Raw genomic sequence first — 24,696 nt, forward strand, 5'->3', positions numbered from 1 at the left:
GAAAAGCGTGCTGAAACCCCTTCTCGCCGCGCTTCTCGCACTGCCCCCACTCGTCGCATCCCCGCTGTCGGCCCGGCCCACCCCGCCCGCGTCCCCGATCCCGGCGGCCCACATCATCCGGCCCGGCGACACCCTCACCGCGATCGCCCGGCAATATCACCTCACCGTCCGTGACCTGCGAACCTGGAACAACCTTGAGGACGACATCCTGCGGCCCGACGGCGCCCTGCTCCTGTCCGACACTCATCAGATCCGGCCGACCTGGAGCACCTGGTCCGAGACGCTCACCCCGGCCCCCGCCCCGGCCGCCGCGAACTGCCCCGTGCCCGCCTCGGAACTACGGCGCGTCTGGGTCAAGTACATGGACTTCGACGGCGCCATCCACGACGGCAGCCTGATCGTCAACCGCACCATCGTCCCGGCCACGCAGAAGGCGTTCGCCCTCCTCTACGAATGGCGCTTCCCGATCATGGTGATGGAGCCGATCGCCCAGAACATGCCCGGCCTCACCGACAAGTCAGTCCTGACCGGCGGCTACGAATGCCGCACGGTGGCCGGCACGACGAGGTGGTCCCAGCACGCGTACGGCCTGGCCATCGACATCAACCCCCGCCAGAACCCGATGATCCGCGGCACCTACCTCGACCCACCCCACAGCGAACCCTGGATCCCCCGCGCCCCCTACCGCACCGGCATGATCCACCCGTCCGGCGCCGAGAAGGCCTTCACCACCAACGGATTCGCCTGGGGCGGTCGCTGGAACACGCTGAAGGACTACATGCACTTCAGCCCCAACAACCTCTGACCGGCCCGACCGTCACGCCGGGCCCGGCGGCCCCGATCGGCAACCGCGTCCGGGCGAGCCTCACCGCCCCTAGCGTGAGAGCCATGCGACGAATCACGACGTTCGGACTGGTCACGGCCTTGATCGCGGCCTTCGGCACCCCGGCCGTGGCCGGCCCGCCCACCGCCGAGCAACTTCAGGGTGCCCTGCTCACCGCCGCCGAGGTACCGGCCGGTTACGTCCTCGACGGACCGCCGCGGACCGAGACCAGGCAGTTCGGGTACGGCCGGCCGTGTGACGACGACGACGGCAACGGTCCCGAGGTGCCGGAGGTGACCGCGGTCGAGCAGTCCTACGATCTCGACAGTATCCGCAGCGTGGAGATCACCCTGGCCGCGCCGGGCTCGCACTCGGCCCGGGAGTTCGTCCGCGGCCTGGCCGACCGGGCCGTCCGCTGCCCGCACGACTACCTCGGCATGTACGACGTCGACAAGTCCTACACCGGCCTGCCGCTGCCCGCGCTCGGTGACGCCGCGGCCGGCCTCGCCACCGTCATCAACGGGCAGGTCAGCGGCTCGGACGACGTCACCCCGATGCCCCCGTCGCACGAGCTCTCGGCCGCGGTCGCCGTGGGTGACCTGGTCGCGTTCTTCGACATGACGAATCCGGCCACCGCCGACGTCGCCGTTTTCGTGGAGCTCGTCTCCCGGAGCGCGGCCAAACTTGTCCGGGTCAAGGACCGGTTCCCGGCGGGTTAGGCAGTGACCTGGGCGAACCGGATGTGGGCCGGGAGTTCCCCGGTCAGCGGACCGCCGGCCACAGCGCCACCGAGAAGAACCACGCGTTGGTGCTGAGCAGCTGGAGCCGCTGGTCCGGACAACGGGACAGGCATTCTCGTAACGATGAAGGCCGATTTCAGGATCCCGCGACCACGCTGTGTGGGGTAGGTATGGAACATGACCGTCTTCCGGATCAGCCGCCGACGACTATTCGTGACCGCCGGGGCCGGCGTCGTGAGCCTGGCCGTGGTCAACACCGTGAGCGCGTGCTCGACGTCCTCGCCACCGGCCGAGCCCGTCCTGACCTCGGACGCTCCTCTACCGCAGTCCACCGCCCTGCCGACCGGCTGGCACCGCGTCGACCGCAGCTACGTGTCGGCCTACCTGCTGCTCCGCGGCAAGGAGGTGGCGATCGTCGACACCGGGACGCAGGGTTCGGCGTCCGCGATCGAGGACGGGCTGAAGGCGGCCGGCAGCGGCTGGTCGGCGGTCAAGCACGTCATCCTGACGCACTACCACGACGACCACATCGGCGGCCTTGAGGGAGTCGAACCGCAGGTCAAGGCCACGATCTACGCGGGCGAGTTCGACTACGGCAACATCATCTCGGACAAGCCGATCAAGCCGGTGCGCGACGGCGAGGAGATCTTCGGGCTGCGGGTCGTCAACACGCCCGGGCACACCCGCGGGCACATCTCGCTCTTCGAACCGGACACCGGGACGCTCGTCGCCGGGGACGCGCTGCGCACGCAGAACGGGCTGGAGGGCTCGGACCCGCAGTTCACGACCGACCCGACCACGGCGGTCGCCTCGGTCAAGATGCTGGCCGCGCTCGACGTCAAGGCCATCCTGCCCGGCCACGGCGAGCCGCTCACCTCCGGCGCCAAGGAGGCCTTGCAAAAACTGGCGGCGTCCCTCTGACTCGAGGTCCGCCGCCAGGTCACGGTCGCTTCTTATCGCCGCCGATTAAGTTTTTGTACGGCGGTTCGCGTGATCGCCACGAGTTCGCGCTGATCCGGCTGTTCCAGGTTGGCCAGCAGGACGGTGAGCGCTACGCCCCGCACCGACACCGCGATCATCTTCCCGTGCACGGTGACGCGCGGGCTGTTGAGGTCGACCTCGAAGCGCACGCCCGCGGTCCGGTTCCCGAACCTCGGCACCGTCAGCGGGTAGGTGGCCATGTGCAGCGCGTCCGGCGTGCCGGGCCGTCCCTCGTCGTAGGTCGGGCAGCGCCGCGGCGCCTCGGCCACCGCGGCGACGACGTCGGCGGCGGCGCGGTCGCCGGCCGGGTTGAGCGCCTCGATCAGGACCGGCCCGGTCTCGCCCTTCATGTAGGCGACCCGAACCGTGTCCCCCTGGCCCCCGGCCTGGGGGTTCGGGTGCCCCGGCGGCGGGGTCGGGTCCACCAGCGGCCCGGTCGGGTCGGCCCGCGGCCCGGTCGGCGGCGTGGCCGGATTCGTGCGCGGCCCGGTCGGCGGCGTGGTCGGAGTCGTGCGCGGCGCGGCCGGGCTGGTGCGCGTCCCAGTCGGGTTCGCCTGCGGTCCAGTCGGGTTCGCCTGCGGTCCGGGTGGCGGGGTGACGGCGATCCGCGGGCTCGGGTGCACCGGAAGCCCGGGACCCTCCGGGGCACCGGACGCGACCGGCCGGTTCAGCGCCGACGGCTGGTCCGGCTTCTTGTCGCAGGCCCCGATCTGGGATCCGGTGTCCGCGAACGCCTTCAACGCGTCCGGCACCGGCACGTACCCGCGGGGCAGGTCACCGGTCGCGAGCAGGGCATCCGTGAGCCCGCCGGGCCCGGGGTCGCCGGTCGTGACGAGAAGCCGGGCCGCACCCGGGAACGTCGCGCCGCCGCCCGTCTCCCCCACGGCCAGCGACGGCGCGGCCGCGTCGGCCATCAGCTGTGCCAGTGCGGTGTTCCTGGTCGGCGTCCAGGTCGACCTCGGCGCGGTGTCCGATGCCGTTGTCCGGGTGGCGGCGACCGCCGCCTGACAGGTGAGGCCGAACCCGGCCGTGACCGCGAGAGCCAGCGGCACCCCGACCGCAATTTTGACCGTTTTATGCCGAATAATCTGCATTTGACCACACTAGCCGCGCCCGCTCAGCCCAGGCGCCGTATTACGCGAGAACCAGCCACCGCGCCCCACCCGCCACGGGAAGCCGCAACGGCCGCCACAACCCGAGCCGAGCCAACCGAGCAGGGCCGGGTCCGGAGCAGGGGCCGGAGCAAGCCACGCCGAGCCGGAGCAAGCCCGGCCGGGCCGCCGGGGCCGGCCGGGCCAGGCCCCGGCTGGCGGTCAGGGCTGTTTTGGCCCGGAAATACAGCCCTCAGCGCCAGCTGGGGACCGTGAGCCGCGATGCCCGGCGGAACCGGGCTGGGCCTGGCGGGCGGGCCACGGTCGGGACGCTGCAAACCACGGCGGGTCGCGACCCCACGTCGTACCGAAATGGGGTTTTTGAATGGTTTGGGGTGGGACGATCCCAGGATGGAGCAGGACGTGCTGGCGGCACCGGTCAGCGGGCTGACCGCGGGCGAGGCGGCGGCCCGGAAGCGGCGGGGCGAAGCGAACACGCAGGTCAAAGGCGGTTCGCGCAGCTACGTGGAGATCCTGCGGACGAACGTCTTCTCGTTCTTCAACATCATCCTGTTCGTGATCGGCGTCGCCCTGCTGGCGCTGCAGCGGTACAGCGACGCCCTGATCAGTGTCGGACTCGGCCTGATCAACGCGGTGATCAGCGCGGCCCAGGAGATCCGGGCCAAGCGCAAGCTCGACCGGCTCCAGCTGCTCGACCGGGGTGCGGTCGTGGTGATCCGCGACGGCGCCGAGCTGGCCGTGCAACCGGACGAGGTCGTGCGGGGCGACGTCCTCAAGGTGGGCGCGGGCGATCAGATCGTGGTCGACGGCCCGCTGCTGGACGGTGGGCGGGTCGAGGCCGACGAGTCTCTGCTGACCGGCGAGTCCGACCCGATCGCCAAGGAACCCGGTGATGATTTGCGGTCAGGCAGCCTCTGCGTCTCCGGTGAGGGGCGGCAGTTGGCCCGGGATGTCGGGGTGAACAGTTACGCCGGGCGGCTGACCGCGGAGGCGCGCCGCTCGACCACCGACCGCACGCCGTTGCAGCGCCGGATCGAGTTCATCGTCCGGCTGGTGATGGTCCTGACCGCGCTGATGAGCGGCGCCATCCTGGCCCAGGCGGCGATCGAGGGGTTCACGCTGCTGCGGGTCGTGCAGATCACCGCGGTGCTGTCCGGGCTGGTGCCGTACGGATTGTTCTTCCTGATCGCCCTCGCCTACACCGCCGGCGCGGTCCGGATCGGCCGCGACGGCGCCCTGGTGCAGCAGGTCAACGCGGTCGAGTCGGTGAGCAACGTCGATGTCGTGTGCACCGACAAGACCGGCACCCTGACCACCGGGCACCTGGCCGTCGACGAGATCCTGCCGATCGGCGAGCGTGAGTACGCCGAGGTCGCGGACGCTCTGGGCGGCGTCGCCCACAACGTGACGACGCCGAATCTGACCGCCCTGGCGCTCGCCGCCGAGCTGCCCGGGCCGGCCTGGGAGGTTCGCGACGAGGTGCCGTTCGCGTCGTCGCTGCGCTGGTCCGGCCTGGTCACCGACGAGGACACCTGGGTGCTGGGCGCCCCGGACGCGCTGGCCCCGCGACTGCGGAAACCGCTGCCGCCGGACGTGATCGCCCAGCGGACCGGGCGCGGCCTGCGCGTGCTGCTGCTGGCCCGGGCCGAGGAGTCCGGAGCGCCGCTGCGGGACGCCGATCAGAAGCCCGAACTTCCCATGCTGGAGCCGTACGGCCTGGTCGCGCTCGGCGACGAGCTGCGTCCCGAGGTCACCGACACGGTCCGCAAGTTCCGGAGCGGCGGCGTCGACCTGAAGGTTCTCTCCGGGGACGACCCGCGGACCGTCGCGGCGATCGCGGACCGGGCCGGCATGGACGCCGGCGAGCCTGTGCCCGGCGCCGACCTCGACGGTCTGGACGACGCCGAGCTGGACGCGGTGGTCGCCCGGACCACGGTGTTCGGCCGGGTCGCGCCCGAGCACAAGGAGCGCATCGTCCGGTCGCTGCGCCGGCAGCGGCGGTACGTCGCGATGATCGGCGACGGCGTGAACGACGCCCGCGCGCTCAAGCAGGCCCACGTCGGGGTCGCCATGCGCAGCGGCAGCCCGGTGACCCGCGACGTCGCCGACATCGTGCTGGTCGACGACTCGTTCGCGGTGCTGCCCCCGGCCCAGGAGGAGGGCCGCCGGATCATCAACGGGATCGGGATGTCCCTGTACGTGTTCATGGCCCGGGTCGCCAGTCAGGGCCTGGTCATCCTGGCCGTGACGATGCTGGGGCTGGGTTTCCCGTACTCGCCCACCCAGGTCGGGCTGACCCTGTTCACGGTCGGCGTGCCCACGTTCTTCCTCACGTTCTGGGCCAAGCCGGTCCCGCCGGACAAGCGGCTGTTCGTGAGCATGGCCCGGTTCGTCCTGCCCACCTCGATCATCACGGCCGGTGTCGGCACGGCCGTCTACACCGCGCTCTACGAGGCGATCTCGCACGGGTTCGGTTCCGGTCGCACGCCGGCCGAGGTGATCGACCAGTTCGAGCGTTACACCGGTCTGCAGTACGGCGTCGACACCGATTTCGCCACCGCCTCGGCCACGATCGCCGCGCAGACCGGCCTGTCGACGTTCTTCTGCTTCGCCTCGTTCATCATGATCCTGTTCCTGGCCCCGCCGAACCGGGTCTTCGCCGCCTGGACGCCCCCGACCGACGACAAACGCCCGGCGCTCCTGGTCGGCGGCCTGGTCCTGGCGTTCCTGATCGTCATCAACGTCCCGGTCCTGTGGACCTACTTCGGCCTGATCGGGCCGGCCCGGCCGGTCGCCTCGATCGTGCCGCCGGCGCTGCTGATCTGGTTCCTGTCCCTGAGCGCGGCGTTCCGCTTCAAGCTCCTGGACCGGGCCCTCGGCGTCCACCACCTTCACCGCTGACATTCAAGAACCCGATTTTCCCGTACGGCGACAGAACCGCGCCCGGGCCGGGTAAAGCGTCACCATGACTCCCCGCCCGGTCCGCGCCCTCACGGCCCTGCTGATCGCCACGGCCGTGGCCACCCTCGTGGTCGAGCTGCTGAACTTCTGGTACGCCCCGGACCACGGCGTCGGTTTCGCGGTGCGGACGGGCTGGGCTCTCGTCCGCACCCTCGGCTGGTTGATCTTGATCGCTCAGGTCCGCCGGTCGCGGGCCACCGCCAAACCGCTCGGCCTGATCCTGGCCATGACCACCCTGTTCGCCGTCGGCCGTCTGATCGTGCCGACCTCGGGCCGGCCGGCGCTGCCCGGCCTGATCAGCTTCGGGGTGCTCACCGTTCTCTGCGTGACCGTGGTGACCCTGCTCTACCGGCACCCCGGCATCGACGCCCATCTGGTCAACCAGCCGCGCCGGCCGGTCCTGACCCGGGAGGGGCTCAGCTTCCGCGAGGCGCCGCCGGGCGACCCGTGGGTGCTGACCGCCCGGCTGGCGTCCTTCAGCTACAGCCCGTTGATGCTGGTCCCGGCCCTGGTCGCGGTCGGCACCCTGCGACACCGGCTGGAGTGGACCTTCGCGGTGATCCTGTGGATCCTGGCCGGCATCGCGGTCAGCTACGCGGCCCTGCTGTGCGCGTTCTTCCTCGGCCGGGGCAGTCACCGGGCCCGCACCACCCTGGTCGGGGTGACCCTGGCCGTGCTCGCCTTCGACCTGCCGCTGTGCGCCGTCCTGCTGGGCCTCGACGGCCTGATCCGCGACGGCGCCCCTTTGGTCGTCGCGGCCGGGTTGACCCTCTACGCGCTGCGGCGGACCGCCCGGCCCCGCACCTGCACCACCGCGAGCTGATCCTTGACCCGGACGAGTTTCGCCCCGCCCGCGGTGACGAGCTCCATGAACCTGGCGTCGTCGGCCGTGGTGGCATCGTCCAGCTGGTAGAGCTCGACCAGGTCACCCACGACGACCACGGCCGAAAGGTCCCGCGACGGGGGCCTCCGGGTGACGTCGGCCGAGCCGCCGACCTGCCCGCTGATCACCGTGACGATGCCGGTCGACGCGTCACCCACCGCCGGCAGCTCCAAGCGGGTGTAGTCCTGGTGGACGCCGTACGTGTCGATCCAGTCCGGGCACTGGACGGGCTGGTCGGCCCAGCCCCGGAAGAACTCGGCGGCCAGGTACCAGCCCGGTGCGGCAACCGTGACCCGCACACTGCGCAGCCGGTCGAGAGCGTATGACCGGCTGACCGCGGGCACCTCCGGCCGGTCGGGGCCGTCGCCGCCGTCGGGGTCACACGCACGTCCGTACCCGAACGCCCTCGTCACCGTCTGCGGCGGCCCGGCCAGGGTGTAGCCGGCCGGCGTCTCGGCCGCGGTGAGCAGAGCCCCCTGAAGTTGCCCGGCCGTCGGCGCCCCGGCCACGGCCGGCCCCCCGAGGGCCGCAATCAAGGCCGTGACCAGGACCGACGTCGTGATGATTCGTCGCATGACGTCCACGCTAGGCGGCGGGCGGCATCGCCCGGGCCCAGTTGCCGTTCGAGCCCGGGGCGACCGTTCGAACCCGCCTAGGCCGGGTCACGGACGGTGAACAGGTCGCCGGGGCGGCACTGCAGGGCGTCGCAGAGGGCGGTCAGCGTGCTGAACCGGATCGCCCGCGCGCGGCCGTTCTTCAGGACCGAGAGGTTGGCCAGGGTGATCCCGACCCGGTCGGCGAGCTCGGTCAGGGTCAGGCCACGGTCGGCGGCCAGCTTGTCGATGTGGACCTCGACCCGGTGCGACTCCTCCGGGGGCATCAGATCACCTCGTCCAGTTCGGCCCGCAGGTCCTGCCCGCGGCCGATGATCTCGCCGACGGCCAGCATGCCGAAACCGGTGACCATCCAGATGGCGATGCGGGCCGGGTCGAACTCGGCGTAGTTGCCACCGGTGCCGACCGTGCCGCTGAGGGCGAACCGCGCCAGGAACTCCAGCAGACTTGCCGCCGGGCCGCCGACGAGCAGGAGCCATCCGACGGTACGGAGTTTGCGCACGGTCCCGCCGCTGAACAGCGGGTCCCCGCGCCGCGCCCGCCCGACGAGCCGGTGCAGCAGCACGAGCATGGCGGTGGCCAGCAGATAGGTGGGCAGGGCGCCGGCCGCGGAGAGCACGAGCTGGGTGACGGTCGGGTCGGTGACGATCACGTCGGCGGACGTCGCGTCGGTGGTGACGGCGACCGCGTCACGCGCGACGGTGGCGACGGTGCCGAGGACGCAGACGGTTCCGGAGCCGAGGGCGGCGATCAGCAGGACGCGGTGGAACTCGGTGAGCCAGTCGGTCTTCACGACGTACCCCCTTATCGTTTTTCGATACATCGATAATCGATAAGCCATCGTCGATTGTCAAGGGCCACGCCTACGCGGGATTGACTCGTGTCAAGGGGCGCTGGTAGGCACAGACTGTGCCCTTCCTGTGGTCCTACACCGACACTCTGGCCGCCGGCGACGACGGCTGGTGGCGGGCGGCGACCCGGCACGCCGCCGATCTGCTGGAGGCCGACCACTGGTGGCTGGACCCGCCCGCGCTGGTCCCGGTGCAGCATCTGCTGGTGGAGACCACGGCGCTGCTGTCCTACGCGCTGGCCCGCAGCCGGGACGCCGATCCGGGCACGGTGACCGGCCGGCAGCTGGCGGCGTGGGCGGCGGCCCGGCCCCTGCCGATCCTGGACGAGACGGTGCCGGACACCGTCGAGGGCTCGATCTCGCTGCTGCAGTGGAGCAAGATCTTCGAGGAGCAGCGGCTGCGCCAGCAGAACGACCTGGCCAAACTCCTGCGGGCGGCCGGTCACCGGCTGCCCGGCACCGACGATCCGGTCACCGAGCTCTGGCAGGATCTGGTCGATCGGGAGAACCCCGGGCGACGGTACGGACTCGGCTCGCGCCTGCCCGGCCCGGCCCTGACCCTGGGGCTCGGCGCCGTCATGCAGCAGTTCGACCGCGGCGCAGCGTGAGGTGGGCGGCCAGTCCGGCCGGCAGGATCAGCCAGAACGAGATCACGCGGTAGATCAGGACGATGCCCGCGGCGGTGGCCTGCGGAGCCCCGGCGGCGATCAGCCCGGCCAGCATGCTGGTCTCGATCAGGCCGATGCCACCGGGGGTGAGCGGGATCTGCCGGACGACCTGGACGGCCAGGTAGATCAGGGCGAGCCGGCTCCAGCCGATCTCGGCGTGCAGTGCGTCGGCCGCGAAGAGCAGGCACGACATGTCCAGCAGCCAGTTGATCACGCCGGCCAGGGTCACGGTGAGCCACGTCCGCAGGGGAACCGAACGGGCGTCCCGGAGCGCCCGGGCCACCGCGGGCCGGCGGAGCAGCCGGGCCGGCCGGCGGGAACGCTCACCCCCGGCGGGACGACGGGCCGGGACCGGACCCCGGACGGCTCGATAGATCCCGTAGAGGACAGCGGCCGCGACGACGGCCGCGGTCACCGCCGGGGACCAGGTCGCGGCGTACAGCAGCGTGAGCGACAGGACGGTGACGACGGTGGAGATCAGGGTCGCGGTCGCCGAGATCGCCGTGGTCGCGCCGTGCCGCCGATAGACCTGGAAGGCGTACGCGGCCGACGCCGCCGACCCGGCCGGCAGGGCCATGCTGAGCGCCGACCGCACGTACGTCATGGCCACCGCCCGCCGCGGCGGCACCCGCACCCCGAACGCGGCCAGCAGCCGGCGCTGCTGCTCGGCGTACGCGACCTGGGACAGCACCCCGGCGGCCAGGGCCGACGCCGCCCACCACCAGCCGGCCGCCCGCAGCGCGTCCAGGAACTCCCCCGGATCGGGCAGCCGGCCCCGCAGCGTCCCGACGGCGACGACCGTGACCAGCCCGAACGCCAGGTAGCCGAGCCACCGCCGCCGGGCTCGCGCCGGCGCCGGAGCGGTCGCGGGCGTCACGGGCTCGGCAGTCAGGGTCACCCGTTCAGCGTTCCCGACCGACGAGCCCGAGTCGTCATCCCCCGGTAGGTATTACCGGATACCGCGGGCGCGGTACATACTTCCGGCGGCGTAGGCCGATCAGAAGTTGATCATGTGGCCGGCCAGGCCGTGGATCGCTTCCTTGACCGCCTCGCTCAGGGTCGGGTGGGCGTGCACGTTGCGCCCGACCTCGTTGACCGTCAGGTCCCACTGCTGGGCCAGGGTCAGCTCGGGCAGCAGCTCGCTCACGTCCGGCCCGATCAGGTGGGCGCCGAGCAGCTCGCCGTACTTGGCATCGCTGATGATCTTCACGAAGCCGGTCGGGTCGCCGATGCCGTGGGCCTTGCCGTTCGCGGTGAACGGGAACTTGGCCACCTTGACGTCGAAGCCCTGCTCGCGGGCCTGCGCCTCGGTCCACCCGAAGCTCGCGACCTGCGGCTGGCAGAACGTCACGCGCGGGATCATCCGGTAGTCGAGCGCCATCGTCTCGGCCCCGGCGATCGTCTCGGCGGCGACCACGCCCATCGCCTCGGCGGCGTGGGCGAGCATCAGCTTGGCGGTGACGTCACCGATCGCGTAGATGCCGGCCACGTTCGTCCGGCCGAACTCGTCGATCTCGACCGCGCCCCGGTCGGAGACCTTGACCCCGGTGTTCTCCAGACCGTAGCCCTCCACGTTGGGCTTGAAGCCGATCGCCTGCAGCACCTTGTCGGCTTCCAGGACCTCGGTCTTGCCGTTCTTGGAGATGGTGACGCGGACCGCGTCCGAGCCCTCCTCGATACCCTCCACCTTGGTGCCGACGCGCACGTCGACGCCGAGCTTGCGGTACTGCCGGGCCAGCTCCTTGGAGACCTCCTCGTCCTCGAGGGGCAGCATGCGGTCGAGGAACTCCACGATGGTCACGTCGACGCCGTAGTTGCGCAGCACGTATGCGAACTCGACGCCGATCGCGCCGGCGCCGACGATGACGACACTGTCCGGCAGGACCGGGTCGAGGATCTGCTCCTCGTACGTGACGACGCGGCTGCTCAGCGACGTGCCCGGGACCAGGCGGGTGCTCGCGCCGGTGGCCAGGATGCAGTTGTCGAACGTGATCGTCCGGTCGCCGACCCGCAGCGTGCGCGCGTCGGTGAACTCGCCCCGCCCCTGGATCTCGGTGATCCCGTTCTTCTTCATCAGGTAGTGCACGCCCTTGACCCGCCCGTCGGCGACCTCACGGCTGCGCTGGTGGGCGACCGAGAAATCGAAGGTCACCTTCCCCTCGATGCCGAAGGTCTGCGCCTGGTGGTTGAAGATGTGCGCCAGCTCGGCGTTGCGCAGCAGCGCCTTCGACGGGATGCAGCCGACGTTGAGGCAGACGCCGCCCCAGTACTTGTCCTCGACGACGGCGGTCCGGAGCCCGAGCTGCGCGCCGCGGATCGCCGCGACGTAGCCCCCCGGCCCGGCGCCCAGCACGACAAGATCGAAATGTTCGCCCATGTCCCGACAGTACTGCGACCCCCGGGACCGGATATCCTTTCGGCGAGGGGAGTACCTCCGAACGCGACGTGGCGGTCATCACGGATGTGTCATCACATCCCCGCGCGCCGGCCTGCGTCACATCGCCGCAGGTGAGGGAGACCTCGGACGTTTCATGATGTCCGAGGGAGACTCTGTGTCATCGATAGCCTCGCCCACCCTGTGGGCCGTCACCGTCGCGGTGCTGCTCGCGCTGCTGGCCGCCGACTTCGTGGCCACCCGCCGCCCGCACGAGGTGAAGATCCGCGAGGCGGTCGGCTGGTCGCTCTTCTACCTCGCGCTTCCGGCGGCGTTCGGGGTCATTGTCTGGATCGGGTACGGACAGAGCCCCGCCGTCGAGTTCTACACGGGTTACGTCGTCGAGAAGTCCCTGTCGGTCGACAACCTGTTCGTCTTCATGCTCCTGCTCACGGCGTTCGCCGTCCCGGCCGCCCTGGCCCAGCGCGTGCTGCTCTACGGCATCGCCGGCGCGCTCGTGCTGCGCGCGGTGTTCATCGCGCTCGGCGCGGCCGTCCTGCACTCCGGCGCGTGGGCGTTCGTGCTGTTCGGGGGCATCCTGATCGTCACCGCGATCAAGGTGCTGCGCGACGCCCTGGGCGGCGGCCAGCACAGCGTCGACGTGGAGAACATGCGCAGCGTGCGGCTCATCCGGCGGTGGATGCCGGTGACCAAGGACTATCGGGGCGGGGCACTGTCCGTACGGGAAAATGGTCGTCGTGCTCTGACCCCGCTCGCCGTGGTCGTCGTCGCCGTCTTCATGACCGACATCGTCTTCGCGGTCGACTCGGTCCCGGCCGTCTACGGCGTCACCGAGGACCCCTACCTGGTCTTCGCGACCAACGCGTTCGCGCTGCTCGGGCTGCGGGCGCTCTACTTCGTGCTGCGCAACGTGCTGGACCGGCTGCGCCACCTGAACTACGGCCTGGCCGCGATCCTCGCGTTCATCGGCGGGAAGCTGATCCTGCACTGGGCGCACAAGGTGTGGCCGGAGTCGGTGCCCGACGTGCCGACCGTGCTGTCGCTCGCGGTGATCGCCGGCGTGCTGGCCACGGTGACCGTGACCAGCCTGATCGCCAACAAGCGGGACTCAGAGGTCGCCGGCCCGGAAGGTGACACGACCACCGGTCACCGTGAGCCGGACCGGCAGCTCGGCTAGCTCGTCGTCGGGGACGCGCAGCGGGTCGTCCGCGAGCACGGTCAGATCGGCCCGCTGACCCGCGGCGAGACGGCCCGCACCGGCGTTGACCGTCATGCCCTGCAGGGCCTGCAGCGGCGTCAAGCCCTGGTCCGGCCGGTGCGGCGGCTGGGTCAGGTCGCGGGCCGGGCGGCGGTGGCGGGCGCCGGCCATCACGCCCAGCGGCGGGTAGGGCGCGATCGGCCAGTCCGAGCCGAGGACGACGTTCGCGCCGGCCTCCCACAGGTCGCGGCAGCGCCAGGCCCGGTTCGCGCGCTCCTCACCGAGCCGCCGGGACCAGTTGTCCGTGTGGTCGGCCCGGGTGAACTCGCAACAGTGGGTGGGCTGCATCGATGCCGTGACGCCCAGTTGCTTGAAGCGCGGGATGAGGTCGTCCGGGAGCGTCTCGATGTGCTCGATGCGGTGCCCGGCTTTTCCGGACACGGCGATCGCGTCGAGAGTGTGACGCACCGCCGCGTCGCCGATGGCGTGGGTCGCGGTGGGCACGCCGGCCGCGCTCAAAGCCAGAATCACTTCGGTGTACGTGGTGGGATCGGGCCAGTACGCGTGGGTCGACTCGCCGTGGCAGTCCGGCTTGTCCAGCCACGCGGTGCCGTTGTCGATCGTCCCGTCCATGAACAGCTTGACCCCGTCGACCCGCCACAGCGCGCCGCCCTCGCCCTGCGCCGCGATCAGCGCGTCGACGTCCGGTGAGTGGGGTCGGCACCACGGCGCCAGCCGCAACCGCAACGGCAGCTGACCGTTCTCGTCCAGGGCCCGCAGCACGGCCCGCTCGGCCGGGTCGCCCTCCATCATGTGGCCGCCGGTGAGCCCGGACGCGGCCATCCCGCGCAGCACCTCGGCCACCCGGGCACGGAACTGCACGTCGGAGAGCTGCGGCGCGGCCTCCTCGACGAGCATGCCGGCCGGCTCCTCCAGCAGCAGGCCGGTCGGGCGTCCCTGCTCGTCGCAGACGACCTCGGCGGCCTCGTCGAAACGGCGCGGACCGGTGACCCCGGCCAGCTCCAGGGCGCGATGACTGGCCAGGGTGGAGTGCGCGTCGAAGAGCCGGAGCACGGCCGGGACGCCGTCGAGAACGGAGCCGATCGTGTCGGCGCTGATCGGCTGGTCGCCGAAGACGTTGGGGTCCAGGCCCCAGCCGTGCAGCCACTCCCCCGGGGCCAGCACGCGGCGGGCGCGGGCGAGCTCGGCGCGCAGTTCGGGCAGGTCCGTGCAACGGGACAGGTCGGCACCGCGGGTCAGGTCGGCGCCGGAGACCGGGTGGCAGTGGCCGTCGATCAGGCCCGGGATGACGACCGCGCCGTGCAGGTCGATCACCGTGCCGGTGGGGCGGGTCCAGGTCCGTACGTCGGAATCGTCATTGATCGCGACGATCCGGCCGTCCGAGGCGGCGAGCGCCGTGTGCGGGAGGAACGCGCCGGTGACCGGGTCGAGCAGGCGAGCGTTGAGGAGAACTAAATCGGTCACGGTGGTTCCCTAGAGCGTTCCGGCGGGCAGGCCGAGCTCGCGCTCGGCGGTCATCACGGCGAAGGCGGCGGCCTCCGGAGGAACATCACCGACATTGACGTACGTACTCACGCCGTCGATCGCGACCAGGATGCGTGTGGCCGCCGCGCCGGCATCGGCGGCGGTGAAGCCACCGGCGGCGACACCGTCCGCGATCAGTGCCGTGAGCCGCGCGTGCCAGTTGTCCTGCTGGCGGTTGACCTCGGCGTGCAGCGGCGGCCGGTACCGGCTGAGGTGACGTGCGTTGAGCCACAGACGGCTCACGTCGTCGAACATCTCGCCGATGGACGCCTCGAAGAACCATCGGAAACGCTCCAGGGGTGCAGCGTCCGAGGGCGGCAGCAGCTCGTCGAGCTCGGAGGAGGCGGTGGCCCCGAACGCCTCGGCCACGAGCTCCTCGGCGACCGGGAAGTAGTGGCTGATCAATCCCGGACGCACGCCGAGCTCGTCGGCGATGCGCCGGAGCGTGATGCTCTCCAGCCCCTCGGCCAGGGCGACGGTGCCGGCGGCCCGGACGATCTCCGCCCGGCGATCTTCCGCGGTTTTACGTGTCCGTGACGGAGAAGGGCTTGACGACATGCATCGCAGGCTATTGGGTGTGTGACCAATAAGCAATTGTTCGCCTGACCAATAACGCACCGCGGGAGGTCCCATGCAGCCGACCACCGACGCTCTGCCGGTTGACCGAGCAGGCCATATCGAGGCACGCGGCATCGAGCACATCCCGGACGACGAGCGCCACGGCAGCCCGCGGGAACTGTTCGCGCTCTGGGCCGCCCCCAACGTCAACTACGTCTCGCTGATGCTCGGCGGCTCGCTCACCGCACTCGGACTCGGCTGGCCCGCCGGCCTGGCCGTCACCGTGCTCGGCAACCTGTTCTGGGTGCTCATCGGGATCCTCGCGGCCAGCGGCACATCGTCCGGCACCCCCAGCGAAGTGGTGTCACGGACCATGTTCGGCATCCGCGGGAACCGGGTGAACATCGCGATCACCGGGTGGCTGCTCTGCGTCTCGTACATCGCGCTGAACCTCGCGGCCGCCGCACTGGCCGCGTTCGCCCTGGCCGGAGTGCTCGGCTGGGACCCCGGCACGCCCGGACAGGTGGTGCTGGTGATCGCGATCGCGGTGGTCACGCTGACCCTCAGCGTCTACGGCCACGCCACCATCACCCGGCTCTACCAGCCGTTCTCGGTGGTGCTGGCCGGCGCGTTCGCCATCCTCGGCGGCTTCATCCTGGCCCACACCAACTGGGACTGGCGGCCGGCCGAACCACTGCACGGGACGGCGCTCGTCGCGACATGGATGGCCGGGATCGCGATCATCGCGTCCGGGCCGCTGTCGTACCTGAACAGTGCCGACTTCGCCCGCTACCTGCCGCACGACACCCCGGCCCGGTCGGTCGCCGGCTGGACGTTCCTCGGCGCGTTCCTGCCCAGCACGATCATCTCCGGGCTGGGCGTACTGGCCGGGACCGTGATCGACATGGCCGACCCGCAGACCACCCTGCGGGCCGTGCTGCCCGGCTGGTTCTACCCGATCTTCCTGCTCACGGTGGTGCTCGGGCTGATCGCCAACAACGCGATGACCGCGTACAGCTCGGGCCTCGCCCTCCAGGCCCTCGGCGTGCGGCTGCGCCGATCGATCTCGGTCCTGCTCGACGGGACCGTCGGCATCCTGGTCACGCTGTACGCGCTGTTCCTCTCCGACGACTTCCTGGACACCGTGAGCCAGGCCCTGCAACTGTCGATCGTGGTGGTCGGGCCGAGCGTGGCCGTCTACCTGGCCGACCTGCTGCTGCGGCGCAACCGGTACGACGGGGTGGCCCTCGGGGACGAACGGGCCGGATCGCCGTACTGGTACTCGGGCGGGGTCAACTGGCACGGGACGGCGGCACTGCTGGCCGGGATGCTGGCGGCGGCGCTGTGCGTGGACACCGACCTCTACCTCGGGCCGGTCGCGAAAGCCCTGGCCGGGATCGACCTGTCCCTGCCGGTGGGGATCGTGGTGGCGGGCGGGCTCTATGCGCTGCTCATGCGCAACCGCGTACTGGTGCCGGTCAGCGCCTGACTTCTCGGGCGGCCGGCCGAGGCGTTTTTTCGGCCGGCCCGGCCCCGCGAGCTGCCAGCCGGCGGCCACGCTGCGACATTCCTGCCGACCTGGGTCCCGGGCGGGGCCTCGGCGGGCATTTTCGTGCGGATTGCCGGCGGGTCAGATGAAGTTGACGGCGCGGTTCAGGATGCTCAGCACGACCGCGGCGATCAGCATGCCGGAGACGATCTTGACGGCGGCGCGGCCGTTGCGCTCGTTGCGGCGCCTCGCGAAGATCGCCAGGACCAGGCCGACGACCGAGATCAGCGGGGTGATCAGCAGGATGCCGGCGCCGCCGAGGACGTAGGCCAGGATGCTCAGAACCTGACTGTCGGACTGCTGCCCGTAGCCCGGGTAGTGCTGCTGCCCAGGGTAAGGCTGACCAGGGTAGGGCTGTCCCGGATACGGCTGACCGGGGTAGGGCTGACCGGGATACGGCTGACCGGGGTAAGGCTGGCCCGGATACGGCTGGCCCGGATACGGCTGGCCCGGATACGACTGACCGGGTGCACCCGAGTAAGGCTGGCCGGGGACGCCGGAGTGCGGCTGGTTCGCGGGCGGGCCGTAGGGCGAGGGCGGCGCGTAGCCGGTGGCCTGTGTCGGCGGCGTGTAGGCCGGCGGCGGGGGCGTGAACGGCTCGGCCTGCGTGGGCGGCGTGTAGGACGACGGGGGCGGCGTCGGGGTGAACGGCTCGGTCACGGCCGGGGCGGCCGACGTCGGCATCGGGGACGTCGGCGGCGGCGTGTGGAACGCGTCGCCCGAGAACGGGTCACCGGTGGTCGGGCCGGTGTACGGGTCGACCGGCACGCTGTACGCCCGCGTCGGCGGGTGCTGCGGATCCGCGGGCGCGGCCAACGGGTCCGGGAACGCCCCGACCGGGGGCGCCGCCGGGGCGCTGACCGGACGGCCGCAGCCCGGGCACCGGCCGACCGTCGGCGCCGCCGGGGAACCGCAGTGCGTGCAGATCATGTTCACCTCTCCAAGGCGCCGGCCGGCGGGGAGGCAGGCGGCGCCGCGCGTGGTCAGCGGCTGGTCAGCGTAGCGCCCGCCGCCACCTCGTCATAAATGTCCTCCAGCCGCCGGGTCTGGTCGGTGAGGTCGAACCGCGCGGTGATGTGCTTGCGACCCTGCTCGCCGAGCCGCCGCTGGAGATCCTCGTCACCGAGCAGCCGGGTCAGCGACACGGCCAGCGCGGCCGGGTCGGCCTCGGGGCTGAGCAGGCCGCTCTCGCCGTCGACGACCGCTTCGGGGATGCCGCTGTGCCGGGTCGCGACCACCGGCAGACCGAGCGCGGCCGCCTCCAGGATCGTGGTCGGCAGGCCCTCGGTGTCACCGTCCGGCGCGGTCTTCGACGGGCAGGCCAGCAGCCGGGACTCCAGCAGGTGCTGTTTCACCTGCTCGGGGGTCTGGCCGCCGGCGAACGTGACGTCCACGCCGAGTTCCTCGGCCCGGGCCCGCATCGCCGCCATCAGCTCGCCGTCGCCGATCAGCAGTGCCCGGGGGCGCGGCTCGATGCTCGCCAGCGCGGTGATCAGGTCGTCGACGCCCTTCTTGGCGACGAACCGGCCGATGAAGACCACGTCCCACTTCTTCGGCGGCGCCGGGACCTCGGACGGCACGGCGATGCCGGTGTAGTGCACCCGCACCTTGGCCGGGTCGGCGCCCCACTTGATCGCCTGGCCGCGGATCACCTCGGAGACGGCGATCACCAGCGACGCCCGCTGGAACACGGTCTTCAGGTTCCGCCGGTACCGCACACCCTTGGCGCCGGAGCTGGACGGCTGCCGGGTCACGTCGTGCCCGTGCACGGTGACGATCAGGGGCACGCCGAGCTGCTGGGCGGAGTGACTCACCAGCCAGCCGTCACCCCCGAAATGGGCATGAACCAGATTCGGACGTACGGCGGAAAGCGTCTTTTGAAGTTGCGGAGACGTCCCGGTGAGCCGCAGTCGGAGGAAACCCGCACCGTCGGGGAAGGCGATCACGTCGTCGGGGCGGGACAGGACCGACTCGTGCCTGGTCGCGCCGACGTAGGCCGGTGTCCAGCGGGTCAGCGCGTCGGCCTGGTTGCGCACGAAGGTCTCCGAGCCGGGCAGCATCGAGCTGCGCCAGATCGCGACGCGGCGCTCGGCCGTCACTGCTGTTTCTCGTCGTTCTTGTTACCGCGGCTGACCACGACGTCGCGCAGGCGGTGCCGGACGCTCGGCGGCAGGGCCCAGATCTGCATGTGCGTAAGGTAGTCGACCGCGGCCGGCTCGCCGTGCTCCCGGGCCTCGGCGAGCAGCTCACGGAAGAGTTTGCTGTCCCGGGTGGGCGCGGCCATCGAGCTGAGGACACTGAGCGTGAACGCCGCGTAGGCGCGCGGGGTGAACAGGTCGCGGCTGTTGCGCAGCCACTCCAGCTGCTCGCGCCACGGGTTCTCCAGGCTGATGCGCTCGCGGTTCTCGTCCTGGTGCCAGAGGACCAGCGGCTCGTCGACGTAGATCAGCCCGGTGCCCGGCTCCTTCATCGCCCGCAGCGTCCAGTCCAGCTCCTGGGCTCGGCGCAGGCCGACGGTGAACGGCACCTGGTGCCACAGCGCGGTCGGCGCCATGATGCAGGACGTCTGCACGAACCCGTCGCCGTAGAACAGACCGCGGCGGACCAGCAGGTACTCACTGATCGGCTCGCCCGGCTCGGGCAGGCGGCGCGGCATGATCGTGTCGGCCCGCGGGGTCCGGCTGATCATCCGGCAGGCGACCACCGGGGACTCCAGGCCCGAGGCGGCGGCCAGCTCCAGCTGCCGCTCGATCTTGGTGGGCAGCCACTCGTCGTCGTCGTCGAGCATCGCCGTCCAGCGGCCCCGGGCGGCGCGGGCGCCGGTGTTGCGGGCGTTGGGGGCCTTGCCGCGCTCGGGCAGCACGATCACACTGAGACGCGGATCACCAACTTCGCCCAGAGCGGCCGCGGTGGCCTCGTCGGGACCGTCGACCACGACGATCACCTCAAGGTTCTGGTGTGTCTGCCCGAGGGCGCTGCGCACCGCACGGACGGCCAACTCCGGACGGTTACACGTCGGAATGACGACACTGACATCCGGCTCTGGGGACATGGTGACTCGCTTTGGGCAATTATGTCGGAACCTCGGGGGCCCGGGGCCGTCTGGACCGTAGGTCCCCTTGGTATTCCGATGGTTAACGGAAGGTGTCCAGTTGGGGTGTAACAGGGAAGCAACCGTCAGCGACCATGAGGGGTTCGGGCGCGACGTTCACCTTCCGGCAACCTTACGCTAAGAAAAAATCCACCTTCCGCAGGCAATCTTTCCGCCTGCGGCGCCCGTCTTCATGGGTGGAACGACCGTCCTAGATTGCCAGGGGCGGAACGACCGCCCCGATTAGAGGAGACCCCTTGCGTTCGACCAGCAAGAGACGCCGCACCCCCCGCTGGGCGTTCTGGACCGTGGTCTTCGGTTCATTGCTGCTGGTGGCCGGCGGTGGCGGAGCGATCGGTCTCAACGCGACCATCGCCGCGGCCACCTCCTCGGTCGGGCAGGAAGGGCTGCTCGGTTCGGCCAAGCCGGCCGAGGAGAAGAAGAACGCGAGCCTCGACGGCGCCAAGAATCTGCTGCTCGTCGGCATCGACCAGCGCCCCGACCAGCTCAACGGTGAGCCGCTGCGCTCCGACTCGATCATCCTGCTGCACATCAACAAGGACCACAGCAGCGGCTACCTGATCTCCCTGCCCCGCGACAGCTACGTCACCATCCCGGCGTATGACAACGGCAAGCAGAAGTGGGGCGGCGGCAAGGCCAAGATCAACGCGGCCTTCGCCTTCGGCACCCGCGGACTGACCGGCAACGACGCGCTGCAGCACGGCTTCGAGCTGCTCACCATGACCGTCAAGGAGCTCACCGGCATCACGCCGGACGCCGGGGCGATCATCGACTTCCAGGGCTTCCGCGACGTGGTCAACGTGCTCGGCAAGGTCTGCATGTACGTCGACACCACGACCACCTCGATCCACCTGGGCAAGACCAAGGACGGCAAGACCGCCAAGCCGTACGTGATCAATTCGGACGGCACGCTGCGCAGCAAGATCTCGGGCGTGACGCCGAACACGTACACCAAGGGCAACCACTGCTTCAACCCGAGCCAGGCGTTGGACTTCGTGCGGCAGCGCGACCTGCTGGAGGACCACTCGCTGGACTACGGGCGTCAGCGGCACCAGCAGCAGTTCTTCAAAGCGATCATCAACCAGGCGCTCAAGGACGGCCTCGACTCGCCGACCAAGCTGCCGAAGCTGCTGAACGCGTTCGGCAAGTCCATGACCGTCGACAACGGCGGCATCGACCTGGCCGACTGGGCGCTGTCGATGCGCAGCCTCAAGCCCGACAAGCTGCTCACCATCAAGACCAACGCCGGCAAGCTGAACTCGGAGAGCGTCCCCGGGGTCGGCAGCGTGGAACTGTTGAGCCAAGACAGCATGGACCTGCTGAAGTCCATCAAGAAGGACCAGATCGACACGTTCCTGCTGTCGCATCCGGCTTTCATCGCCAACACCTGAGTTCGTTGCGCTTTACGGTGCCCCGCGGCCTTCCGGCCGCGGGGCACCGCCGTTTCCGACCTCCGTCCCAGGCCACCCCCACCACCCTCACACCAGACCACCACCCCACCGCCGTGCCCAGCCACCCCCGCGCCGCCCTCCCCGGCCGCCGCGCCACGCCTCGGCGCCCGGCCGCCCCGGCCACGTTCCAGCGAGCCCCGCCCCACCCCGCCGCGCCACACCACGCCCCACTGCGCCCCACCCCGCCGCGCCACACCACGCCCCACTGCGCCCCACCCCGCCGCGCCACACCACGCCCCACTGCGCCACACCACGCCCCGCCCCGCCGCGCCACGCCCCGCCGCGCCGCGCCACGCCAACGCCCCACCGCGCCACGCCATGCCCGGCCGCGCCACGCCATGCCCCGCAGTGCTTCTCGCCGCGCCGCCGCGCCGCGCCCGGCTCTATCGCGTTGCCCGCTGGGGCGGTGACGGGTATGCCCGGGCCCGGCGGCAGCCGTGAGCACCAGCCGAGACCAGGCAGCTGGCACTCACGGCTGCTTCCAGGCCCCGGACACGACCCTCAACACCAGCCGAGACCAGGCAGCTGGCGCTCACGGCTGGCTCCGGGCCCCGGACACGACCCTCAACACCAGCCGAGACCAGGCAGCTGGCGCTCACGGCTGGCTCCGGGCCCCGGACACGACCCTCAACACCAGCCGAGACCTGGCGGCTGGCGCTCACGGCTGGCTCCGGGCCCCGGACACGACCCTCAGCGCCAGCTGAGGCCTGGCGGCTGGTGCTGAAGGCTGGCTCCGGCAGCTGGTGGGACCCTCGGCGCCAGCTGGGAGCGGGTGGCTGGGAATGGGGCTGTTTGGGCTTGGGGGGCATCGGCGGGGCGGGGTGGGGTGGGGGCGCGTGGAAAGTGGGGGTGGGGGTGGGCGGATAGGGTCGGCGGGTGCGGAGTAAGTGGGAGCACAGTGAGGACATTCGGCGGGGGCGGCGGGCCGTGCTCGTCGTCAATACGCGGTCGCGGCGGGGGCGGCTGCTCTACGAAGAGGCTCGGCGGCGGCTCGTCGAGGCCGGGTTCGAGCTGCTCGGGGCGTATGCGATGGAACGCGCCGGCGGGCTGGAGGAACTGATCTCCGAGGGGCTCGACAAGGAGCCCGACCTGCTGATCGCCGGGGGTGGGGACGGGACGATCAGTACCGCGGGGCGGATGCTGGCGCACCGGGACGTCGCGCTGGGGCTGCTGCCGCTCGGTACGACGAACAACTTCGCCCGGACGGTACGGATCGCGCCGGACCTCGATGCCGCGATCGCCACCCTCGTCGACGGCAAGGTGATCGACGTGGATCTCGGGGTGGCCGGGGATCTGCCGTTCACCAACCACGTCGGGATCGGGCTGTCGGCCGAAGTCATGATCAGCGCACCGCCCCGGTTGAAGCGGGTCGCGGGTCGGCTCGCCTACCCGGCCACCGCGCTCGGACTGCTCGCCCGGCATCGGCCGGTCCGTGCCGTCATCCGGGCCGAGGGGCGCGAGCTGCGATTTCACACCCATCAGGTGTACGTCGCCAACGGCGGCTTCCATGCGGGCCGGCCGATCACCGCGGACGCGCACGCCGATGACCGGCTGCTCGTGGCGTACCCGGTGGGTGGGGCGAGCCGGCGGGAACTGCTCCGCGAGACGGCCCGGAACGCGGCCACCGGGCATCGCCGTACCCTGCATGAACGTCCTTTTCTGGCGGTGCGGGAGCTCTGGCTGGAGACGGATCGGCCGGTCGCGGTCGAGGTGGACGGCGAGCCCCGCGGCATGACTCCGATGCGGATCGCCGTCGACGCGAACGCGCTGCGCATCATGGCGCCCGCCGACAGCCCCGACCTGTAGCCCGGCGCCCGGTAAGAGCCCTCGCAAGGCTGGTTCTCAGGTGTGCTTCAACGCCCGCGGAACAACCCTCAGGACCAGCTGGGGAGGGTGACGCGGGCGACGCACATCGGGAACGTCAACAAGTGCGGGTGGAGCGTGAACGTCGCGTATTCAGATCTTTTCGGGGTGCGGGGTGGGGCGGACGCTCGCGGTATGACGTTGTCTGAGATTTTGCCGTCGCTGGGGGCTTCGCTCCGGCCGCGACTCGACCCCGCGGACTGGCCGCTGAGCGCGCGCTGGAACGAGCCGGGAGACCTCATCGTCGGTGGGGTGCGGGTGGCCGGGCTCGCCGCCGAGCACGGTACGCCGGTGCATGTGGTGGACGAGGCCGATGTGCACAGTCGCTGTGCCGAGTACGTAGCGGCGTTCGGGGTGGGTGCGGTTTCCTGCAGCGCCAAAGGGGGGCTGCTGGCCGGGGCTGCTCGGTGGATCGCCCGGGACGGGCTGGGCTGCTACTGCGGTTCGGCGGCGGATCTGCGGACCGCGCTCGGGGCGGGGATACGGGCGGATTCGCTGGCGTTGTTCGGGAGCGGGAAGTCCGTCGCGGATCTGGAGGCGGCGCTGGCCTGCCGGGCGGCGGTCGTGGTGGGTTCGGCGGCCGAGGTGGACGCGGTCGCGGCCCGGTCCCAGGAGGGGCAGCGGGTGCTGTTGCGGGTCCGGCCGAGCGCGACCCAGCGGGGCTATGGGGCTCCGGCCGGCGGGGCGCGGCGGGGATACGGGGTTCGGGTCGGTAGTTCGGCGGCGGTTGCGGCGGTCGCGACGGTGCGACGGTCGCGGAAACTGGTGCTGGCCGGGCTGGACTGTTCGCTCGGGCATCGACTGAACCGGTTCGGGACGTATGAGAGTTTTCTCCGGGAAGCGATCGGGTTCGTGGCGCGACTGCGCAGGCCGGTGCCCGTGTTCAACCTCGGCGGCGGCCACGCCGCCGATCTTCCGGTGGGCATTTTCGCTGCCAGGTTGCGGGCGGTCGCCCGGGTCACTTCCGAGGGGTACGGGATCGAGCCGCCCGAAATTCACGTGTCGCCGGGGCGGGGGCTGCTGGGCCGGGCCGGGATCACGGTGCATCGGGTGGTGGCCGCCGGGGACGGGGTGATCGGCCTGGACGGGGATGTTCCGGACTGTCTGCCCGGGGCGGACTGTGCCGGGGTGCACACCGCGGCCCTGATCGGACGGGCGTCGCCGAAACCGGGGCGGGCGTTCACGGTTCGCTGCGGGGATGCGGTGGTGGCCGAGGCGGAACTGCCCGCGGACGTGCACGAAGGGGATCTGGTCGTGCTGTCCGGGACGGGGGCCTACCACCAGCGGCGGGATGCCTACGTGGGGCGGCCGGCCGTGATTGCGGTCCGCGGTGGGCGGGCCCGGACGCTGCTCCCCCGCGAGACGGTCGACCGCATCCTGCACGACGCCTGAC

22 protein-coding genes are annotated in these 24,696 nt (G+C 71.2%); 11 read left to right on the forward strand and 11 right to left on the reverse strand.

Going from position 1 to position 24,696, the window contains the following annotated elements:
- Positions 1-7: 7 nt before the first annotated feature.
- The 3 genes from ACSHV8_RS30620 (at position 8) to ACSHV8_RS30630 (ending at position 2,484) form a co-directional block, all read left to right on the forward strand.
- Positions 8-805, forward strand: a complete 798-nt coding sequence (locus ACSHV8_RS30620) for a M15 family metallopeptidase (protein ID WP_436521288.1) — start codon at positions 8-10, stop codon at positions 803-805.
- Between the two features lie 83 nt (positions 806-888).
- The gene (locus ACSHV8_RS30625) at positions 889-1,542 is read left to right on the forward strand and encodes a hypothetical protein (protein ID WP_436521290.1); all 654 of its coding nucleotides are present in this window, start codon (positions 889-891) and stop codon (positions 1,540-1,542) included.
- Positions 1,543-1,740: 198 nt separating this feature from the next.
- Positions 1,741-2,484 carry an MBL fold metallo-hydrolase gene (locus ACSHV8_RS30630; RefSeq protein ID WP_436521292.1) on the forward strand — a complete coding sequence of 248 codons (744 nt, stop codon included), beginning with the start codon at positions 1,741-1,743 and terminating at the stop codon, positions 2,482-2,484.
- Positions 2,485-2,516: 32 nt separating this feature from the next.
- Here the strand turns inward: ACSHV8_RS30630 and ACSHV8_RS30635 are convergent, their stop codons facing one another.
- Complete coding sequence (locus ACSHV8_RS30635; RefSeq protein WP_436521294.1) at positions 2,517-3,638, reverse strand: hypothetical protein; 1,122 nt, start codon at positions 3,636-3,638, stop codon at positions 2,517-2,519.
- A gap of 408 nt (positions 3,639-4,046) precedes the next feature.
- Between ACSHV8_RS30635 and ACSHV8_RS30640 the strand changes: the two genes are divergently transcribed.
- Together ACSHV8_RS30640 and ACSHV8_RS30645 are read left to right on the forward strand one after the other, a co-directional pair.
- A complete protein-coding gene (locus ACSHV8_RS30640; protein WP_436521296.1) occupies positions 4,047-6,557 on the forward strand; it encodes an HAD-IC family P-type ATPase in 2,511 nt (836 codons plus the stop codon).
- A 64-nt stretch (positions 6,558-6,621) separates the two neighbouring features.
- Positions 6,622-7,440: a hypothetical protein gene (locus ACSHV8_RS30645; protein ID WP_436521298.1), complete on the forward strand. Its 819-nt coding sequence runs from the start codon at positions 6,622-6,624 to the stop codon at positions 7,438-7,440.
- Here the strand turns inward: ACSHV8_RS30645 and ACSHV8_RS30650 are convergent.
- The 3 genes from ACSHV8_RS30650 to ACSHV8_RS30660 form a co-directional block, all read right to left on the reverse strand.
- Complete coding sequence (locus ACSHV8_RS30650; protein WP_436521300.1) at positions 7,389-8,075, reverse strand: hypothetical protein; 687 nt, start codon at positions 8,073-8,075, stop codon at positions 7,389-7,391. The two genes, ACSHV8_RS30645 and ACSHV8_RS30650, sit on opposite strands and share 52 nt — an antisense overlap.
- A 77-nt stretch (positions 8,076-8,152) precedes the next feature.
- The gene (locus tag ACSHV8_RS30655) at positions 8,153-8,380 is read right to left on the reverse strand and encodes a helix-turn-helix domain-containing protein (RefSeq protein WP_436521302.1); all 228 of its coding nucleotides are present in this window, start codon (positions 8,378-8,380) and stop codon (positions 8,153-8,155) included.
- Positions 8,380-8,907, reverse strand: a complete 528-nt coding sequence (locus ACSHV8_RS30660) for a DUF2975 domain-containing protein (protein ID WP_436521304.1) — start codon at positions 8,905-8,907, stop codon at positions 8,380-8,382. Before ACSHV8_RS30660 ends, ACSHV8_RS30655 begins: the two co-directional genes overlap by 1 nt.
- Positions 8,908-9,023: 116 nt before the next feature.
- Between ACSHV8_RS30660 and ACSHV8_RS30665 the strand changes: the two genes are divergently transcribed.
- Positions 9,024-9,572, forward strand: a complete 549-nt coding sequence (locus ACSHV8_RS30665) for a hypothetical protein (RefSeq protein ID WP_436521306.1) — start codon at positions 9,024-9,026, stop codon at positions 9,570-9,572.
- Here the strand turns inward: ACSHV8_RS30665 and ACSHV8_RS30670 are convergent.
- Together ACSHV8_RS30670 and lpdA are read right to left on the reverse strand one after the other, a co-directional pair.
- A complete protein-coding gene (locus ACSHV8_RS30670) occupies positions 9,541-10,530 on the reverse strand; it encodes a lysylphosphatidylglycerol synthase transmembrane domain-containing protein (RefSeq protein WP_436521308.1) in 990 nt (329 codons plus the stop codon). The two genes, ACSHV8_RS30665 and ACSHV8_RS30670, sit on opposite strands and share 32 nt — an antisense overlap.
- A 99-nt stretch (positions 10,531-10,629) precedes the next feature.
- The gene (lpdA, locus tag ACSHV8_RS30675) at positions 10,630-12,009 is read right to left on the reverse strand and encodes a dihydrolipoyl dehydrogenase (RefSeq protein ID WP_436521310.1); all 1,380 of its coding nucleotides are present in this window, start codon (positions 12,007-12,009) and stop codon (positions 10,630-10,632) included.
- Positions 12,010-12,163: 154 nt separating this feature from the next.
- Here lpdA and ACSHV8_RS30680 point away from each other — a divergent pair, with 154 nt between their 5' ends.
- Positions 12,164-13,204, forward strand: coding sequence for a TerC family protein (locus tag ACSHV8_RS30680; RefSeq protein ID WP_436521312.1), 1,041 nt, complete (start codon positions 12,164-12,166; stop codon positions 13,202-13,204).
- Here the strand turns inward: ACSHV8_RS30680 and ACSHV8_RS30685 are convergent.
- Complete coding sequence (locus tag ACSHV8_RS30685) at positions 13,136-14,710, reverse strand: amidohydrolase (RefSeq protein WP_436521313.1); 1,575 nt, start codon at positions 14,708-14,710, stop codon at positions 13,136-13,138. The two genes, ACSHV8_RS30680 and ACSHV8_RS30685, sit on opposite strands and share 69 nt — an antisense overlap.
- Before the next feature lie 9 nt (positions 14,711-14,719).
- Entirely contained in the window at positions 14,720-15,328 is a 609-nt protein-coding gene (locus ACSHV8_RS30690) for a TetR/AcrR family transcriptional regulator (RefSeq protein WP_436521315.1), read from the reverse strand.
- Positions 15,329-15,401: 73 nt separating this feature from the next.
- Here ACSHV8_RS30690 and ACSHV8_RS30695 point away from each other — a divergent pair, with 73 nt between their 5' ends.
- Positions 15,402-16,817, forward strand: coding sequence for a purine-cytosine permease family protein (locus ACSHV8_RS30695; protein WP_436521317.1), 1,416 nt, complete (start codon positions 15,402-15,404; stop codon positions 16,815-16,817).
- Between the two features lie 141 nt (positions 16,818-16,958).
- Here ACSHV8_RS30695 and ACSHV8_RS30700 read toward each other — a convergent pair whose 3' ends face one another.
- The 3 genes from ACSHV8_RS30700 to ACSHV8_RS30710 are packed head-to-tail and all read right to left on the reverse strand — an operon-like array spanning position 16,959 to position 19,929.
- A complete protein-coding gene (locus tag ACSHV8_RS30700) occupies positions 16,959-17,807 on the reverse strand; it encodes a hypothetical protein (RefSeq protein WP_436521319.1) in 849 nt (282 codons plus the stop codon).
- Positions 17,808-17,860: 53 nt separating this feature from the next.
- Positions 17,861-18,976, reverse strand: a complete 1,116-nt coding sequence (locus ACSHV8_RS30705) for a glycosyltransferase (protein ID WP_436521321.1) — start codon at positions 18,974-18,976, stop codon at positions 17,861-17,863.
- Positions 18,973-19,929, reverse strand: coding sequence for a glycosyltransferase family 2 protein (locus ACSHV8_RS30710; RefSeq protein ID WP_436521323.1), 957 nt, complete (start codon positions 19,927-19,929; stop codon positions 18,973-18,975). Before ACSHV8_RS30710 ends, ACSHV8_RS30705 begins: the two co-directional genes overlap by 4 nt.
- Positions 19,930-20,225: 296 nt before the next feature.
- Between ACSHV8_RS30710 and ACSHV8_RS30715 the strand changes: the two genes are divergently transcribed.
- The 3 genes from ACSHV8_RS30715 to ACSHV8_RS30725 all read left to right on the forward strand — a co-directional run bounded on the left by ACSHV8_RS30715 (position 20,226) and on the right by ACSHV8_RS30725 (position 24,695).
- Positions 20,226-21,380 (forward strand): LCP family protein, encoded by a 1,155-nt coding sequence (locus ACSHV8_RS30715; protein ID WP_436521325.1) that lies wholly within the window; start codon positions 20,226-20,228, stop codon positions 21,378-21,380.
- Between the two features lie 936 nt (positions 21,381-22,316).
- Complete coding sequence (locus tag ACSHV8_RS30720; protein WP_436521327.1) at positions 22,317-23,246, forward strand: diacylglycerol/lipid kinase family protein; 930 nt, start codon at positions 22,317-22,319, stop codon at positions 23,244-23,246.
- 192 nt (positions 23,247-23,438) lie between these two features.
- Positions 23,439-24,695 carry a diaminopimelate decarboxylase family protein gene (locus ACSHV8_RS30725; RefSeq protein WP_436521329.1) on the forward strand — a complete coding sequence of 419 codons (1,257 nt, stop codon included), beginning with the start codon at positions 23,439-23,441 and terminating at the stop codon, positions 24,693-24,695.
- Position 24,696 lies beyond the last annotated feature (1 nt).

The sequence above is a fragment of the Actinoplanes sp. HUAS TT8 genome, from assembly GCF_051380535.1.
Taxonomy (GTDB): Bacteria; Actinomycetota; Actinomycetes; order Mycobacteriales; family Micromonosporaceae; genus Actinoplanes.